At 36.8% G+C, this 18,000-nt stretch carries 14 protein-coding genes; 2 read left to right on the forward strand and 12 right to left on the reverse strand.

Annotation, left to right across the window (positions count from 1 at the left end; translation table 11 throughout):
* Nucleotides 1-7: 7 nt before the first annotated feature.
* Nucleotides 8-835 (reverse strand): penicillin-insensitive murein endopeptidase, encoded by an 828-nt coding sequence (mepA, locus tag A6B43_RS00495; protein WP_124210643.1) that lies wholly within the window; start codon nt 833-835, stop codon nt 8-10.
* Nucleotides 836-1,050: 215 nt separating this feature from the next.
* Between mepA and lysC the strand changes: the two genes are divergently transcribed.
* Nucleotides 1,051-2,400 (forward strand): lysine-sensitive aspartokinase 3, encoded by a 1,350-nt coding sequence (gene lysC, locus A6B43_RS00500; RefSeq protein WP_124211022.1) that lies wholly within the window; start codon nt 1,051-1,053, stop codon nt 2,398-2,400.
* Between the two features lie 70 nt (nt 2,401-2,470).
* Here lysC and tsaB read toward each other — a convergent pair whose 3' ends face one another.
* The 8 genes from tsaB to A6B43_RS00540 all read right to left on the reverse strand — a co-directional run bounded on the left by tsaB (nt 2,471) and on the right by A6B43_RS00540 (nt 11,592).
* Nucleotides 2,471-3,160, reverse strand: coding sequence for a tRNA (adenosine(37)-N6)-threonylcarbamoyltransferase complex dimerization subunit type 1 TsaB (gene tsaB, locus A6B43_RS00505; RefSeq protein WP_124210644.1), 690 nt, complete (start codon nt 3,158-3,160; stop codon nt 2,471-2,473).
* Nucleotides 3,161-3,234: 74 nt separating this feature from the next.
* Complete coding sequence (gene aroG / locus A6B43_RS00510; protein WP_124210645.1) at nt 3,235-4,302, reverse strand: 3-deoxy-7-phosphoheptulonate synthase AroG; 1,068 nt, start codon at nt 4,300-4,302, stop codon at nt 3,235-3,237.
* A 102-nt stretch (nt 4,303-4,404) separates the two neighbouring features.
* The gene (ypfJ, locus tag A6B43_RS00515; RefSeq protein ID WP_124210646.1) at nt 4,405-5,259 is read right to left on the reverse strand and encodes a KPN_02809 family neutral zinc metallopeptidase; all 855 of its coding nucleotides are present in this window, start codon (nt 5,257-5,259) and stop codon (nt 4,405-4,407) included.
* An 89-nt stretch (nt 5,260-5,348) separates the two neighbouring features.
* Nucleotides 5,349-8,168, reverse strand: coding sequence for a DNA translocase FtsK (locus tag A6B43_RS00520; protein WP_124211023.1), 2,820 nt, complete (start codon nt 8,166-8,168; stop codon nt 5,349-5,351).
* A 125-nt stretch (nt 8,169-8,293) separates the two neighbouring features.
* The gene (lrp, locus tag A6B43_RS00525) at nt 8,294-8,776 is read right to left on the reverse strand and encodes a leucine-responsive transcriptional regulator Lrp (protein ID WP_124210647.1); all 483 of its coding nucleotides are present in this window, start codon (nt 8,774-8,776) and stop codon (nt 8,294-8,296) included.
* A 188-nt stretch (nt 8,777-8,964) separates the two neighbouring features.
* Nucleotides 8,965-10,182 (reverse strand): aromatic amino acid transport family protein, encoded by a 1,218-nt coding sequence (locus tag A6B43_RS00530; protein WP_124211024.1) that lies wholly within the window; start codon nt 10,180-10,182, stop codon nt 8,965-8,967.
* A gap of 340 nt (nt 10,183-10,522) precedes the next feature.
* On the reverse strand, nt 10,523-10,948 hold the full coding sequence (locus A6B43_RS00535; protein WP_124210648.1) for a ClpXP protease specificity-enhancing factor: 426 nt from the start codon (nt 10,946-10,948) through the stop codon (nt 10,523-10,525).
* Nucleotides 10,948-11,592, reverse strand: coding sequence for a glutathione S-transferase N-terminal domain-containing protein (locus A6B43_RS00540; protein WP_124210649.1), 645 nt, complete (start codon nt 11,590-11,592; stop codon nt 10,948-10,950). Before A6B43_RS00540 ends, A6B43_RS00535 begins: the two co-directional genes overlap by 1 nt.
* Before the next feature lie 166 nt (nt 11,593-11,758).
* Between A6B43_RS00540 and A6B43_RS00545 the strand changes: the two genes are divergently transcribed.
* A complete protein-coding gene (locus tag A6B43_RS00545) occupies nt 11,759-12,085 on the forward strand; it encodes a DUF496 family protein (protein ID WP_124210650.1) in 327 nt (108 codons plus the stop codon).
* Between the two features lie 65 nt (nt 12,086-12,150).
* Here the strand turns inward: A6B43_RS00545 and aroC are convergent, their stop codons facing one another.
* From aroC to menE, 3 genes are all read right to left on the reverse strand, one after another.
* The gene (gene aroC, locus A6B43_RS00550; RefSeq protein WP_124210651.1) at nt 12,151-13,224 is read right to left on the reverse strand and encodes a chorismate synthase; all 1,074 of its coding nucleotides are present in this window, start codon (nt 13,222-13,224) and stop codon (nt 12,151-12,153) included.
* Between the two features lie 67 nt (nt 13,225-13,291).
* Nucleotides 13,292-16,585, reverse strand: coding sequence for a mechanosensitive channel MscK (gene mscK / locus A6B43_RS00555; RefSeq protein ID WP_124210652.1), 3,294 nt, complete (start codon nt 16,583-16,585; stop codon nt 13,292-13,294).
* Nucleotides 16,578-17,984, reverse strand: coding sequence for an o-succinylbenzoate--CoA ligase (gene menE, locus A6B43_RS00560; protein ID WP_124210653.1), 1,407 nt, complete (start codon nt 17,982-17,984; stop codon nt 16,578-16,580). The genes mscK and menE overlap by 8 nt, the downstream gene beginning before the upstream one ends.
* Nucleotides 17,985-18,000: the final 16 nt, after the last annotated feature.

Here is an 18,000-nt window from a genome sequence, read left to right on the forward strand (position 1 = left end):
TAATAAGTTAATTTAGTCCTTGGCTAGATAAAATCATCTGACACATCCGCGGTGGTTGTGGTAATGTTTTCGATTTTGGCTTACTTGATGGTTTTAGCGGCTCAAACCACGAATAAAGCTCTGCTCCACACCCATCACCAGCAGGAACAGGGGCTTGATTTTCACAAGAAGGAGCATCTGCAGGACAGGTTAAACGCACATGGAAATGAGAATCGTGAGCATACCATGGACGAATTTTACGTAACCAAGCTCGATCTGTACCTGCGGTATTACATAATTTCACTTTAATTGCTGGATTAACAAAAATACGATCAACTCGTGCGTCTGAAGCGGCTAATTTAATTAGCGTAGTATGCTTTGGTGTCCAAACACGTTCATCAACAGTTTTAGTTGAATGATCAACCATAATAGTGGCAAGTCCTGCTGGATTTCGAGCAGTCTCATCGTCCATGGGACCAAATCTCAACCAAATATCTGCATCAAGCCCTGTTTGATGACTTGCATGCCCTGATGAAAAACGTCCTCCTGCCGGCATTCCCATATCCCCAATTAAAATCGGTGGAAGTCCTGATGCTTTTGCTCGAGAACCTAAATTCTGTAAATAGCTCAATAATTGAGGATGTCCATAATAACGATTTTTAACAGAACGAATAACTTGATAGCCTTCGCCTTTGAGTGCTAACGGTTGTGCTCCAATAATACAACCATTGCTATATCCACCAATGGACTGTGATTTTCCTGGCACTGGCACACGGATAGATTCCCAAGAACTTGCTAATACATTAGTTGATAAAACGATAAGACTTGAGAAAAAAATAATTTTAACTGATTTCATTTACTTTCCAATAACATTGCTATCTAAAATTAGTATCGCATTTTAGAGTAATCAATTTACAAAAGCAAAGCACAATCTAACCACTTGCGTGCCTACATTACCTATTGAGTAATAATGGAATAAATTTTATTTGACACAAAAATAAAAAAAAGTTATTTCTACACTTAAACTTTACCTAACTGATTATGTTTATAGGAAATGCCATTATGTCATCTCTGTCCGTTATGTCTGTTGCAAAATTTGGTGGAACTAGCGTTGCTAATTTTGACTCAATGACCGCTTGTGCCAATATTGTAACCGCTGATTCCAATATTAAAGTCATCGTCCTTTCTGCTTCAGCTGGCGTTACTAATTATTTAGTAGAATTAGCTAACGGATGTAACAATGAACGACGTGCCGAAATTTTAAACACCATTCACAATATCCAATTCAATATCATTGAAAAACTTGCTCAACCAGAAAGTGTTACCGAAAAAATTAAAGCTATTTTACAGCATATTGCCAACCTTGCAGAATCTGCAAGCCTTTCGACATCAATGGCATTAGCAGATGAAATTATCTGCCAAGGAGAAATGATGTCTACTCATATTTTTACTCAACTACTCAAAGAAAAAAATATTCCAGCTACTTGGTTTGATGTTAGAGACGTCATCGCAACAAATAGCCATTATGGTAAAGCTATTCCGAATGATGAAAAAACTATCCAGCAAGCCTCAATAAAGCTCAAACCATTATTAGATAATGGTAATATTGTAATTACTCAAGGTTTTATTGGGCGTGATGATGATGGAAAAACCACAACACTCGGGCGTGGTGGTAGTGATTATTCCGCTGCCTTACTTGCTGAAGTATTAAATGCAAATGACGTTCTGATTTGGACAGATGTACCTGGTATCTACACAACGGATCCTCGCATCGTTGCTGATGCAAAACGTATTGATTCAATTAGTTTTAATGAAGCCTCAGAAATGGCAACATTTGGTGCAAAGGTGCTTCACCCAGCAACATTACTTCCTGCTGTACGCAGTAATATTCCCGTATTTGTTGGCTCAAGTAAGACTCCAGAACAAGGCGGAACTTGGGTAACTCAAAATCCAACTCTACGCCCAACAGTTAGGGCATTAGCTCTACGCCGAAACCAAATTTTACTAACACTTTCAAGCCTCAGTATGCTCCACTCTCACGGTTTTTTAGCGAATGTATTTGGTATTTTGGCCAAACATCAAATCTCGGTTGATGTTGTTACTACATCAGAGGTGAGTATTGCGATTACTTTAGATAAAACAGGTTCGGCTTCTTCAGGATCAGATATTTTATCTGACGCTTTATTAGATGAATTACGCACACTATGTAAAGTACAGGTAGAGCAAGATCTTTCATTAGTTGCCATTATTGGCAACAATTTACACTTACAAGCAGGGATTGCTAAGCAGCTATTTGAGACATTATCACCTTATAGCATACGGCTTATTGGTTATGGCGCAAGCACAAATAATGTCTGCACATTAGTAAGAAATCAAGACGCTGACGAAATTATACGCGCATTGCATAAAGCATTATTTTAATCACTGTGTTATCAATAATAAAAATGCCGATAAGTATAATGCTTATCGGCTGTAAAAAATTATCCTAATCTTACCGCTTGTGAGGTAATTTCTGCCAAGTTACTTCATTGCGAAGATACACAGGCTCAATTTCCATTGCTGATTTTGTTTTACCCAGTTCATAAGATTTTATCACCAAAGGCAACATAAATTTGGCAGAAGGAAGTGTAATATCACTCACAACAAGCGGTAAGTCCGCTTCAGAAAATGCCGAATACGCCTGCCAACCAGTACCAACCACAATGGGATTACGCTCTAACTGAATTTGCTCAATAGCTTTTTCTGCTGAACATACTTGCTCTGGTACAATTTCTTGCCAACCTAAATCTGAACGGCTAAATTGTGCGAAATATACTTCACTCATTCGAGCATCAATTAAAGCAACAACATCTGCATTACCTGACTTTTGGTAAACCGCTTCTGCCATTGCTAATAAATTTGATACAGGTACAACAGGCAATTCAGCGCCCATTGCTAACCCTTGGGCTATACCAACACCAACTCGAACACCAGTAAAACTTCCTGGTCCTCGTCCAAACCCTAATAATTCAACCTGCTTAATTGAAATACCTGCTTTATCAAGTAGTTCATCAACCATAGGTAAAATACGTTGTGTATGGGTGCGTGGACTTAATTCATCTAAAGAGGTTATTATTCCTTGATGTAATAATGCAACAGAACAAGCTTCGGTTGCGGTATCTAAAACTAAAATTGTTTTCATTGGATTTTATAAATAATAGTGGGCATATTACCGCCCATAAAGTTGTTATCTTAATAAGTATAATTTTTTAAGGCTTAGCTTTTAGTACGACGTTGTTCGATGGCTTTAGCTAATTGGAATAATACTTTTTCACTATCTTCCCAACCAATACAGCCATCAGTAATACTCTGCCCATAAGTTAATGCTTTATTGCCTGTTAGATCTTGTCGTCCCTCAACTAAATGGCTTTCGATCATTACACCTGAAATTTTATGAGAGCCATTGGCTATTTGTTGGCAGACATCATCGCACACATTTAACTGGCGTTTGAACTGTTTTTGACTATTAGCATGGCTAAAATCAACCATTACATGAGGACGACGCCCTGCCTTAGCAATATCTTCACACACTAAATTGATAGCATTCTCATCATAATTTGTACCACTATCTCCCCCTCGTAAAATAATATGGCAATCAGGATTACCTTTAGTAGAAACAATCGCTGAATGTCCAAATTTTGTTACCGATAAGAAATGGTGAGGAGCTTCTGCGGTACCAATAGCATCAAGAGCAATTTTTACATTCCCATTGGTTGCGTTTTTAAAACCAACGGCACAAGACAATCCCGATGCTAATTCTCGGTGAACTTGTGATTCTGTCGTTCTCGCCCCAATGGCACCCCAACTCATAAAATCAGCCATATATTGTGGGGTGATCATATCTAAAAATTCACCTGCCGTAGGTACTGTTAAATCATTAATATCAGAAAGAACTTTACGAGCAATACGAAGCCCATCATTTAATGCAAAAGTTTCATTCAAATAAGGATCGTTAATAAGCCCTTTCCAACCGACTGTAGTACGTGGCTTTTCAAAATAGACACGCATAATCACTTCTAAATTCTGGTTAATTTTAGGATTCGCCCGCATTTGTTGAATTTTATGTGCATACTCCAACGCTGCTTTTGGATCGTGGATAGAACAAGGGCCAATCACGACTAACAAGCGGTCATCTTCGCCTTTTAAAATACGATGTACCGCCAAACGTGCTTTAGCAACCGTTTCAGCTGCCACATCACTAGCAGGAAAACGCTCTAATAATGCGACTGGGGGAAGTAATTCTTCTATATTATTGATCCGAAGATCGTCGTTTTTATATGTCATATTTGCCTCTTAAATTATTAGTATAGAAAGCCCATTTTATTTATAAGTATGGAAAGTAGGCTACACTTTTTCGCTCATCAAAAATCTGTTACGCTTTCAACCCTATTGTGAAAAAGTATTACACACATTAGGATCGCCTGATGCTAAACCTTTTCTAAACCACGCTAAACGTTGTGCTGATGACCCGTGAGTAAAGCTATCTGGAATAACTCGCCCTTGTCTCTGCTTTTGTAGGCGATCATCGCCCACAGCTTCAGCCGCTAAAAAAGCTTCCTCAACATCACCCGACTCTAATCGACCTTCTCGCTGAATTTGATGCCCCCATACACCAGCAAAGCAGTCCGCCTGCAATTCAACATTCACAGAAATTTTATTTGCTATTTTTTGACTAGTCGCATTCTGTTGTAACCGTTGAGTTTGTTTAGTAATGCCCAATTGTTGTTGAATATGATGTCCAACTTCGTGAGCAATAACATACGCAAAAGCAAAATCTCCCGACGCCCGTAGCTGATGTTTCATATCTTCATAAAAAGATAAATCGAGATAAATTTTTTCATCAATAGGGCAATAAAACGGCCCCATAACTGACTGCCCAGTTCCACACGCAGTTTGTGTTGTACCACGATATAACACCAGTGTTGGCTCACGATAATTCATTCCATTTTGGCGGAAATAATTACCCCAAACACGTTCCGTTGTGGTTAAGACTTTACGAGATAATGTATTTAATTCAGTTTCTTCATTAGCAGAAATAGTCGATTGCTGTGATTGGGTAGTTTCTTGCCCTAAGCCTACAATACCCGATAAATCTACGCCATAATAAGCCCCAACCAGTAAAATTATAATGCTAAGAATTCCGCCTTTACCTTTACCGATTGGCATTCTTCTCCCGCCACTATTTGAAGCCCCTCTACGATCTTCAACATTACGGCTTTCTCTTTCATCATCTAAACGCATATCGTTCCTTTCTCACATTTTTACTTAACAAGCGGTCTGTTTATCGCAAAATTTTACGTTAAAATCACCGCTTGTATTTACGATTATCACTAACGAGCCAATACTTCTCGCTTACCACGATTATCAGGCGATGAAATAATTCGTTGTTCTTCCATTTGATCAATAATACGTGCTGCACGGTTAAAACCGATTGAAAAACGTCGTTGAATACCGCTAATAGACGTTACGTTACTGTCAATAACATATTGTGTAATTTCATCAAACAATGGATCGACATCATTCCCCACAGTACGCTCTGAACTTTCACCTTCTTCTGAAGATTCTGTAATACTTTCAATATACTCAGGTTTCCCTCTTGCTCGCCAATTATCTGCCACACGCTGAACATCATCATCTGTCATAAATGCCCCGTGAATACGAATAATTTCAGGGCTACCTGCACCTGAATAGAGCATATCCCCCCGACCAAGTAAACTTTCTGCCCCACCTTTATCCAAAATTGTGCGTGAGTCAATTTGACTTGCAACGGTAAAAGCTATTCGGCTCGGAATATTTGCCTTAATTACCCCAGTAATCACATCGGCAGAAGGGCGTTGTGTCGCTAGAATAAGATGAATTCCAACAGCTCGGGCTTTTTGTGCAATTCGCATAATATGATCTTCAACCTGTTTACCCACGGACATCATTAAATCAGCAAACTCATCAACAATTAATACAATATAGCTCATTTTTTTCAATGGTGGTGGCAGACTATCCATTGTATCTCCCGGTCGCCATAATGGATTTGGAATAGGTAAATCCATTTCTGCTGCCTGATCAATTTTGTGGTTATAGCCCTCAATACTTCTTACCCCCAAGCTACTTACCAATAGATAGCGCCTTTCCATCTCTTCTACTGCCCAGCGTAACGCATTTTCCGCTTTTTTAGTATCAGTTACCACTGGAGTCAATAAATGTGGAATATCGTTATAAATAGAAAGTTCAACAACTTTAGGATCTATCATAATAAATCGAACTTGTTCAGGGCTTAATTTAAATAATAGGCTTAAAATCATTGAGTTTACTCCGACAGATTTACCTCCCCCTGTTTGCCCTGCAACTAATAGATGAGGCATTTTCGCCATATCTACGACCACAGGATTGCCACTAATATCTTTACCTAACGCCATTGGTAAAATCGCTTTGCTATGATGAAATTCAGGGCTATCTAATACATCTCGCAGCCATACCGTTTGGCGGTGGCGATTTGGTGTTTCAATCCCCATAAATGGCTTACCTGGAACGACATCGGTTATCCGAATAGCTTTAAAAATTAACGCTCGAGCTAAATCACTATCTAAATTCGTAATTTTACTCGCTTTCACTCCCGCCGCAGGTTTAATTTCATAGCGTGTTACCACTGGTCCAACTAGCACATCTTCAACAGTCGCTTTTACCCCAAAATTAGCCAGTTCTTGTTCAATCCGTGCAGAGGTTTCAATAATCTCATTTTCCGTAATTTGCTGAGGTTCGTGAGTGCTTTCACTTAATAGATCTAACGTTGGCAACGGAGTTGTTGGTTTTTCAATCTGCTTTTTACGATCTAATAATGGGTGAATTAAACTCTCACCATAGCCTTTCGGATAAGCTGTTTTTGCTGGAGAACTAACCGCTTGTTCAGCTTCTTCCTCTTTAACAGGTTCAGGAATAGCTATTTCATTCGTTGATTTTAAAAAATTAGGTGAGTTGATCACACTGACTTTTGGCATTTCAATGAAAGGATCTTGTTCGAGTTCTTTAGTTCCTTCCAACTCTGCTATATTTTCAACTTCAATAGCTCTAGTTTTTGAGGATCGCTCTCTACCAACTTCTCTGATTACTTCTTTAGATTTTAGTAAATTTTCTTCTTTTTTGTGAATCATCATTTTATTATCCTCATTTGCTATTACTTGCTCTGGTTGGGCCACACTCGGTTTAAGGCGAATAGTGGGAAACGCTAATTCATTATTTTCTAACATCGGTTCAGAAGTAATATCCGCCGACTGCTTATTTTCAAAAACTGGGGGGATTTTTGTTTGTCGTGTAAACTCAGGTACTCTCACATTAGGCAATACCGTATCATTTTCAACCATAAACATGGTAGATGCTTTATGAGAAGAGGGAGGGACTGATGCAGGTTCAGCCTTTAATCCTGTAATATTTGGACGAGTAAAAACAGACACATCAGTAAGTTGTGCCTCTATTGGTTGTTCTGTGTTAGATTGTTTCTGCTCTAATTTAATAGGGTTAGTATTTCTTTTGTCCGCTTGTAATTCAGTCGTTTTACATTCATCGGTTTCAACCACATTTTTTTCTATAGGACTAACCGCTTGCTGTGTAATGTCAAGTTCTTCACTAACTGATTTAAGCGGAATTTTTTCTTCTAAAATCCAATCATATAGGCGGTTAAATAGTTGTAAAATAATTTGCCCTGAACAAAAATAAAACCCAATAGTTGTTAAAATCATTGAGCAGAATAACGTGCCAAATACACCCAATATCCCCCCTGCTAAATTTGCTAATATCGCACCAACAAATCCACCAGCAAGGTAAGCAACTGAATTAGAGAACAATACACTGGCTAAGCCCGAAAGCCCAATCATCAAAATGACAAAACTTAGTACCCAAAAAAATGCTTGCCGCCACGTTAGCTTCTCATAGCCTTGAAATACTAAATAAGTTGGCACAAATACGAATACAAAAGGGACAAAAAAAGCAAGATGTCCAAACATTGAAAATAGCAAATCAATAAGCCAAGCGCCTAATCCTCCAGCTTTATTTAACACCCTCTCTGTTACACTACTTGCAACTGACCACCCATTGTCTAGCGGGCTGTAACTTGCCCAAGCAACAACCAAATAGACCCCGCACATTGCAATGGCAATCAACATAAATTTGACGATATTTGCTTTTCCTTTTAATCCTTCAATCACACAAGATCCTTATTACCACTCACTATACTAAAATAAATTACCTATTTTCTTTCAACAGCAGAAATTTGCATCATTCAAACAAATTATTTCAATAATAAATAATTTGTTTGCTTCACTTCTTCCATTACTACATAGGTTCGTGTGTCGTTCACGCCTGGCAGACGCAATAATGTTGTACCAAGCAATTTACGATATTCAGCCATATCCGCTACTCGAGTTTTAAGCAAATAGTCAAAATCTCCTGAAACAAGATGGCATTCTTGAATTTCATCTAATTGCTGAATGGCTTTGTTAAACTCTTCAAAAACATCAGGTTTACCACGCACCAAGGTAATTTCAACTAAAATCAATAATGGTGCTTCTAATAATTCAGGGTTAAGCAATGCACGATAGCCCATTATTACATTTTGTTTTTCTAATCGTTTTACACGTTCTAAACAAGGTGTAGGAGATAATCCCACCCGTTTTGATAACTCAATATTTGAAATTTTCCCGTTGCGTTGCAATTCATTTAAGATTTTAAAATCAATAGCATCTAACGCTTTTGGTAGTTTTTTATTTTCCATTTTTAAACCTTTTTAGCAGTTTGTTCTATTTAGCTATTCTACTGAATTGAAATACTTTGTCTATCAATGGTAATAAAAAATTACGTTAAGGAGTAAAATTTAAGGGCTATCTAACCGCTTGTTATTTGTTCAAAGAGCGCCTAAAAGGCGCTCTTTATTATTCTAACTAAATATTCTTTTTCTAAAACTTAACCAACTACTGAAGGTAAAATGCCATTTTGAATTAACACGGGAATAATGATAATCATAATTCCTAATATCAATGTAATAACTAAACCAGTGTTTCCACCTGCAACACGATAAGGCAAATTAGGATGCTGTTGGCGAGCTTTCCACGCTAATCCGATTGGTAAAATTAAACCATAGAAAGCGAAAAGTAATCCTGCATAACCTAATGCTGCAATAAACCCATTTGGATAGAATAGAGCAAAAATCAGTGGTGGGATAAAGGTTAAGAACGACAACACAGCACGATTACTTGGTAAGTTAAAGCGCTTAAGCAGATCCCCAACCCCTTCAAAAATTCCCATCGCAACCCCTAAAAATGAAGTAATCAACGCTAATGTTGAGAAAATACGTACTACTTCACCTAATAATGTACTGCCTGTAATTTGTGAAATAGCTTTGACTAATCCATTTAAACTTGGATCTTGTTTCACTAATTCTGAAAATTCATTTTGGCTTAACATTCCGTGTGTGGCAAGTTGCCATAAGAGATAAGCACTTAACGGAATCATTATTCCAATTAAAATTGCAACTCGAATTTTACGAATATCTGCATCAAGATAGCTATTAATACTGCCCATAATGACGTGAAACCCAAAAGAGGTAAAGAAAATAGGTACAGCAGAAATAACCAGTAAATTATCTAATGGTACAGCAGTTAAATTCTCTAATTTGGCTTTAGGTAACATCATTAATAACACAAATATGAAAGCAACAATTTTCCCTAAGAAAAGCACCCTGGTTAAACCATCGACTCCTTTGATACCCATAGCAACAAAACTACCCAAAATGAGCGTAAATAGTAAAATGCCAATTTTAGAGGTTGTTTCTGGCGAATCTATCATAGGTAAAACACCAGAAAATAGTGAACCACCACCTGAAATATAGGCAGCTAATAGCGCATAAAGCAAGACAAGTAAGCTCAATGTCGCTAACACTCGCCCCATCATTCCAAAATATTGTTCAGCAAGGCTTGCCACTCCCACATCTTGTTTTTCTGCAGTTTGATACACTTCCATAAACAGCAAGCCAGTATAAGTTAGCAAGGCACATAATCCCACTAATAATACGACGGTCATTCCAAATCCCATTCCCGCAGAAGTGAGTGGCATTGCCAACATACCTGCCCCAATTGTTGTGCCCGCAATCAACAAAGCGCTTCCTAAAATTCTATGTTTCATCATACCTCCAAAAATCAATTTAGAACTATTCTAGCAAATAAAAAAACAAATTGTAAAATTTTATTTTCACTGTAAAAAATACAGTACGATTTTGTGAAATTTACTGATACAGCTGAGCAACAAGCGGTGAATTTATCAATTTTTGTATCTTATTAAGATATAAGGAAAAAACTATTAAGGTAGTACAAATATAAATATGGTAGATATAGATAAAAAGTAACTTTTACTTTGAGAATAAATAAAAAAGAAGGGCTAAATAAAAAGCGACGTAATTTCTATACGATTTTGCAGATACCTAAATATTACAAATTATATAGAAATCACACCGCTTGTAGAAAAGCTATTTTACTAACTTTAGATGAGTAGATTTACGTTTTGGTAGATCTTTTTTCGGTTTGCTCTTTTCAATCGTTACTGATTGTTGGGTTCTCTCTAAATAACGTTCGCTGTCATAATAACTTTCTTCTTGGAACATTACTCCATCACCCGTTTCTTGAGCATAAATCGCTTCTAACGCTCCAAATGGAATATAAATATCCCTTAACATTCCTTGAAAACGTGCATTAAAACTAATAGTTTCATCAGTTACCACATATTGCCCGATAGATCTTGGTGAAATGTTTAAAATAATTTTACCATCACGAATAAATTCAGTGGGAACATCAACATTCGGGTAATCTACATTAACCAACAAATATGGCGTTAAATCATTATCTATCAGCCAATGATAATAAGCGTGATAGAGATAAGGGCGTAACGGCTTCATTAATCTTTATCATCCATTAAATTCTTAGGCGCACTGCCACCGACAGACTGTATAAAACTTTCACGTTTAAATGATCTACTCATGTAATCTCTTACTGCTTTGCTGCCTGCTCCCGTAAATTCAACGCCTAAATTGTGCATACGCCATAATAACGGTACAACATAGCAATCAACTAAGCTAAAATCTTCACTTAAAAAATATTGTGTTTCTGCAAATACTGGTGCAAGCGCTAATATTTCATCACGCAACTGTTTTAGCACTTTTTTCGCTTCATCAGTTGATGGATCTTTATTCACAAAATCAATCAATGAGTACCAATCATTTTGAATACGGTGCATATTTAACCGACATTGTGCACGCAACACTGGATAAACAGGCATCAATGGCGGGTGTGGAAAACGTTCATCAAGGTATTCCATAATAATGCGAGCATTAGATAAGACTAAATCACGATCAACTAAAGTTGGAATTGTACCTCGTGGATTCAATTCCATTAGATCTTCAGAAATCATATCTGGTTGGATATTTTCTATCTCATATGCAACACCTTTTTCAGCTAAAACGATACGGACCTGATGGCTGTAAATATCTGTTTTTTCAGAAAATAGTGTTGGCACAGAACGTTTATTCGCACTCGTCATTATTCGCTCCCAATTAAATTTTTACTATCTATTAACCTGTGAATTTTATCATAAATGCGGTATAAAATAACAGCCTTATTTTTGTTAGGCTATTCACTGATAAACCTTTTGACGAACTGGAATAAAAGGTCTAGCATTTAACAGAAATTTTTCACTCAAGGAAATCACTATGGAAAATAAAAAACAATCATTCCAAGATATGTTGGAATATGTTCATCTTTATCGCTTAAAAAACAAATTGTTAAGAGAAACAGCCGATAATGATCGTAAAATTCGAGATAACCAAAAACGGGTTTTATTATTGGACAATTTAACACAATACATCACAAATGAGATGTCCATTGAAGAAGTTCAAGCTATTATCGCTAGTATGCGTGAAGATTACGAAGCTCGTGTTGATGATTATATGATTCGTAATGCTGAACTCTCCCAGCAACGCCGTGGTATTCGCCAAAAAATGGCTGAACACGCAAAAAATAAGAAAACAAATAAATAATTCAATCTAAAAAAGTAAAAGACGGTTTAAATACCGTCTTTTTAATCTGCTTATATTTATCAAAATTAACGGCACTGTGCTTTAAAACGTAAAAGATGATCGAGTAACACAATTGCCATCATTGCTTCCGCAATTGGAACCGCCCGGATACCAACACAGGGATCGTGCCTTCCTTTTGTAATTACCTCTACTGCTTCATTATTGATATTTACACTTTTCCCAACAACTGTAATACTCGATGTAGGTTTTAATGCTATATGAGCAATAATCGGCTGTCCTGAACTAATTCCACCTAAAATTCCGCCTGCGTGATTTGAACAAAATCCTTCAGGGGTCATTTCATCACGATGTTCTGAACCTTTTTGTTCAACTACGTCAAAACCATCTCCAATTTCAACTCCTTTTACTGCATTAATTGACATCAATGCATGGGCCAAATCTGCATCAAGCCGATCAAATACAGGTTCACCTAATCCCACTGGCACATTTTCAGCAATAACAGTCAGTTTCGCACCAATTGAATTTCCCTCTTTCTTCAATTCACGAATTAGCTCATCAAACTGCTCCACAGCATACGGATCCGGGCAAAAAAAAGGATTATTATTGACTTGTGCCCAATCAATTTTTTCGATTGATTGCGGGTTAATCTTCACCTGTCCAATTTGAGAAAGATAGCCCCTAATTTCAATACCAAACTGTTCTCGCAAATATTTTTTAGCGATAGCTCCTGCGGCAACTCGCATTGCAGTTTCTCGTGCTGATGAACGCCCCCCACCACGGTAATCACGAATACCATATTTTTGCTGATAAGTATAATCAGCGTGTCCAGGGCGAAATTTATCCATAATATCGCCATAATCTTTAGAACGCTGATCACTGTTTTTAATAATTAACCCGATACTCGTTCCCGTTGTTTTACCTTCAAACACGCCCGATAAAATTTGAACTTCATCATCTTCACGACGTGGCGTAGTATAACGGGAAGTTCCCGGTTTACGGCGATCTAAATCAGGCTGAATATCCGCTTCACTTAATGTCATATTCGGTGGAATGCCATCAATAATACACCCTAATGCAATCCCGTGTGATTCGCCAAATGTTGTTACTTTAAAAAGCTGCCCAATACTATTTCCTGCCATAAAAATTCCTTGTTTCTTATTTTAAAAAATGACGCAATCTCACCGCTTGTTGCTGTAAATTCTGAAACTACGCATTATATAAATGTACATCAACTTGTTTGAAGGCGATTTTAATTTGATACTGCTTAAATAATTCATCAATACGTTGATACAAGAAATTTAGTGTTTCCGAACGATCATCAAGTTCAGCCACATACACATTCAACTGATGTTCAATCCAACCTTCTCCAAATGCGACTAAATTCACGTTTGGCGCTGGCTCTTTTAGAATTTTAGGCGCATCTTCCGCTGCTTGGAATAACAATTCACGCACCTGATTGAGATCACTACTATTGCTAATTTTCATCTCTACTTGTAAACGCGTAATAGTATTATTAAGCGTCCAGTTTATAAAGCGATCCGTTACAAACACTTGGTTAGGCAATACGACTTCTTTATTTTCATCATTTAATAGAGTAGTTGAGCGTAACCTTATTCTACTGATCACACCTGAAAAGTTCCCTACGGTTACTTTATCACCAACACGGATAGGACGTTCAAATAATAGAATGGTTCCCGAAACAAAACTACCAAAAATTTCCCTAACACCAAAACCAAGACCCACTGAAAGTGCGGTAAATATCCATTGAATTTTACTCCACGAGATTCCAAGAGAAGAAAATGCGGAAATTCCACCGACGGTTACAATAAGGTAAGTTAATACCGCCGTAATAGTATGAGGTGTTCCTTTCGAAAATTTTACTCGAGAGAATAAGGTTACCTCTAAAATTCCTGCAATATTTTTAACCAACATATAAGTCGCTGTGACATAAACAACAGAACGCAACATATTAAGCAATGTGACAGATTCAACCACCGTACCTTTTGAGGTTGTTTCGACTTGTTCCCACAGAACCATACCATTCAAATAGTAGGCAACACTAATGAGATCTGACCAAATTGCATAAAGTGAAATAAACAGAAGTACCCAAGCAATAAGATCTGCCATTCGGAAAATCTGCTGATTTACCGTTGAAATTTTAATTTTATTTTCTCGGGTTTCTTCTTTTAATGTTTCCTTTGTACTATCAGTTTTACCCTGTTCTAAAATCTGTTCACGAATTTTTTCACGCTGTGTTTGTAAACGGCGATATGCCATTCTACGTGATGAAATAGTTAAAAAGCGGTAGGCAAAATAACGCCCAAAAACCCAGATCAACGCAATAATATAACTTTTAATAATATGTTCGATGATATAAATCGTGGTGTAATAATATCCGAATACCATTAACACAATCAGTAATACAGGGATAATAACCAACACTAGACGTAATAATTTAAATAATCCAACACCACGTTTAGTACCATCTTCTAAAATTGCATTTTGATATTCTTGAATACCTCGGGCAAGTAGCGGACGCACAACAAATAAACAAAGCGCTAACGCAACAATCATTAATACTTGCCCAATTACATCATCGCTAAAATCAATACTATCAACTTGTGAGAAAACAGATGTTACTGAGAGTAATAAAATAATGATCCAAATTGAATGACGCACAATCCGCTGAAAAATCTCATTACTTGCTTGTGGCATACCGAAGTGGCGGTAAGCTAATCCATTAGGGCGCAATAATGCTAAAACTGTTGCGAAAAATAGCCAATAAGCGGTCATTTCCGTTAGCCAAGCCGTTGTTACAAAAGGATTATTAAACAATAATCCCAATACCATTGTCGCAATAATCAAAAATAACAATGTACTCGGTAAAGCCAAAACAACCGTCCATATCATTGCTTCTGGCGTATGCCAATGGCTATCACTTTTCAAAGTATTTACTTGACTTGATAAAGTTGAAAGCCGTTTCTTGATCGCTGGTTTTTTCCATAAAATTAAACCGTAGAGTAAAAAAAGTATCGCTAAAAAGGCAAATTTAGATGGTAAATTCTGCTGAATATTTTCAAATCCGATATATTTTGCAAGGCTACTTGCTTCGACTAAAGCTAAACGAGGAAAATTTTCTAACCATGAAAGATCCATCGAGTTATTACTTGGCACCCAAAAGCTCTGCTGTTGTAAATCTCGCTGTAATTTATCGCTTAATTCAGTGATCTGACGTTGTGTTACTTCAATTTCATTAGATTGATTTAACTGAGCATTTAAAATTTTTACTAGATCAATGACAATTTTTTCACGCTCTTTCAATAAATTATCAAGCGTTTGTCGTTCTTCATCATCAAACAGCACTTTATGCTCTGCTTGCAAGCGGTCAATTACGTTTGAAATATTGTAAAGTTCATCACGAGTTTGCGTAAATTCAAATAGTTCTACCCGTAATTTTGCAATATCCTTTGCTAAATCTTTAATGACACTTTCTGTCGGTAAATTTTGTTTTTGTTGATAAATAACTCGAGAAAGTACCAACGTTCCTTGTAATGCACTAATCTGTTCCTCAATATTACGTTTAGTTTGAGTTAAGGCATCTAATACATTTTTAGCTCTTAAACTATCTTTGGATAATTTATTGGCTTTTTCTGTTTGCTCTACCAAATATTGGCTCAAATCTGTGTTGTAGCTTAGCTCATCTTGAATAATCGGGTTTTCAGTTTTATGATAAGCCTTAAGCTGTTCAGCCTGTTTTGCCTGTTCTTGAAACTCTTTCAAGCGGTTTGCATTTAAAATTTCTTGTAACTGATTTAATTTATTTTGCAAAACTTGCTGTTTAATACTTAATTCTGTTTTTTTCGCTTCATCAATTGAAATTAACAGATCAATATTCTGCTCCAACATTAAGTTATAGCGATTATTACTTTCTAAATATTTCAGTTCTGCATTATATTTATCGATCAGAGATTTACTCGCCTGACGGTTGTATTTCCATTTATTGAGCTTTTCAGCCTTACTATTATTTTCAATGACTTGATGACGGCTTTGATCCAACGCAATACGTAAATTTGCGAGGCTTGAACTAGTTTCAGTTAAGTTCCCTTGTACCTGTTGTAAGTTTTGGCGAATATGATCTTGACGGTTTTCAAGCACTTTAATGCCTAAAACGCTAAAATCTTCGCCAATATTTAACGATTCTTTAAGCTGAGAAATTCGCTCTTTATATTCATTTAATATTTTAGGGCCATCTTTAATTTTTTGTTCAAGCCGTTCAATATCTTCCTGCTGTTTTTTAGCTTTTTCTGCAAACGCCAATGCACCTTCTAAATTCTGAGATAGCCGTGTTGCTTCATCAGCTGAATAATTTGTATTATTTTTTAATGCTTCTAATTGCAGACGAATATCATCAACAGATACAAAATCTTCCACGCCTTTTGCTTGAAGAGGCTGTACAAAATAGCTTAACGCTAAAAATAACAGGAATAATTGCTTAAACATTATTTTTCTCTCTTAATTTCAATGCGACTTGCTGTTGAAGATATTTACGTGAAATTTTAAACCCCGTGTGTGATAACGTTTCTAACGGGAAATAAGCTATAGGTAATTTAAATTTTTCTAAATGCTGACGAGCAAAATTTTCTAAGGAAAAGACCGCTTGTGGCGAAAAAGGTTCAAGAAACTCAACAACTGCAACAGGTCGCTGTCCAAATTCACGATCATCAACCGGTACAATAAAAGCTTGTTTAACCAAACCTGACTGAAATAGTACACGCTCAATTTCTTCGGGCTGAATATTTTCTCCCCCCGAAATAAATAAGTTATCACGCCGTCCTATTACCACAAGATTGCCATAGCGTAATTCCCCCTTATCTTTAGTCGCAAACCAACCTTGTTGATTGGTAAATGGGATAATTGTTTGATCAATCCAATATCCCAAACCTAGCCCAGCCCCTCTAACCCAAATTTCTCCTTGCTCATCAATTTTTAGTCGTCTTCCTTGTAATGGCTTACCAACGTGATGACGTTCATTTTTAACAGCACAGATAGTTGATGCCATTTCAGTCATTCCATAACCTGCATAGGTTTCAATCTGTCGAGTTTGTGCTTGAATAATAAGTTCGGCTGGAATAAATGCGCCACCTAATAAAATTTTCTGATGATTGCCCACACTAACTTCCGTCTGCTGTAAATAACGTTGTAACTGGGTTGGCACTAATGATGCGTGGCTAACTTGAGCTAATGACACAAAAAAATCGTTTTTTTCTTCATTTATCCACAAAGTTGCACCAACTGAAAGCCAACGCCAAATAATTCCCTGACCTGAAACGTGAAATAACGGCAAGCTTAATAGCCACGAATTGCCCTGTTGAAAATTCATTAATTCACATACGCCTTGAGCATTTTCTAAATGCTGATGAATTGTATGTACCACAGCTTTGGGAAAGCCTGATGATCCCGATGTAAGAGTGAATGTTGCGGGTGCTTGAAGATTAATACGATGAAGCTGACAAGCGGTAAGCTCCAATTGAAAATGTGTAAAATCTATATCATCAAAACAATAATGTACGCCATTATTTTTAAGGATCTCTCGTTTCTGATTAATTGATATTGCAGGGTTGAGCATTAACACTCTAGCCCCTAATAATAATGCTGATAAATAACAGATAAGCCCTGCTAGACGGTGAGATCCTGAATAAGCAATTAAACTTTGTGCAGAAACACCCTTATTTTTTAATAAAAAAACCGCTTGTTCTAATAAACAGTGCCAATTTTGCCAAGAAATATGTTCAGAAAGAAAAGGGAAAAGATCGGAATTTCCTTTTTTCCATACAATAGCTGTCTTATGAGCATCTTTGTCTGCCCAATATGCCGTTGGAAATACAGGAAAGTCTATCATTTTCGTTTCACAATAA

Origin of the sequence: Vespertiliibacter pulmonis (genome assembly GCF_013377275.1) — a bacterium.
In the GTDB taxonomy this organism is placed as follows: domain Bacteria; phylum Pseudomonadota; class Gammaproteobacteria; order Enterobacterales; family Pasteurellaceae; genus Vespertiliibacter; species Vespertiliibacter pulmonis.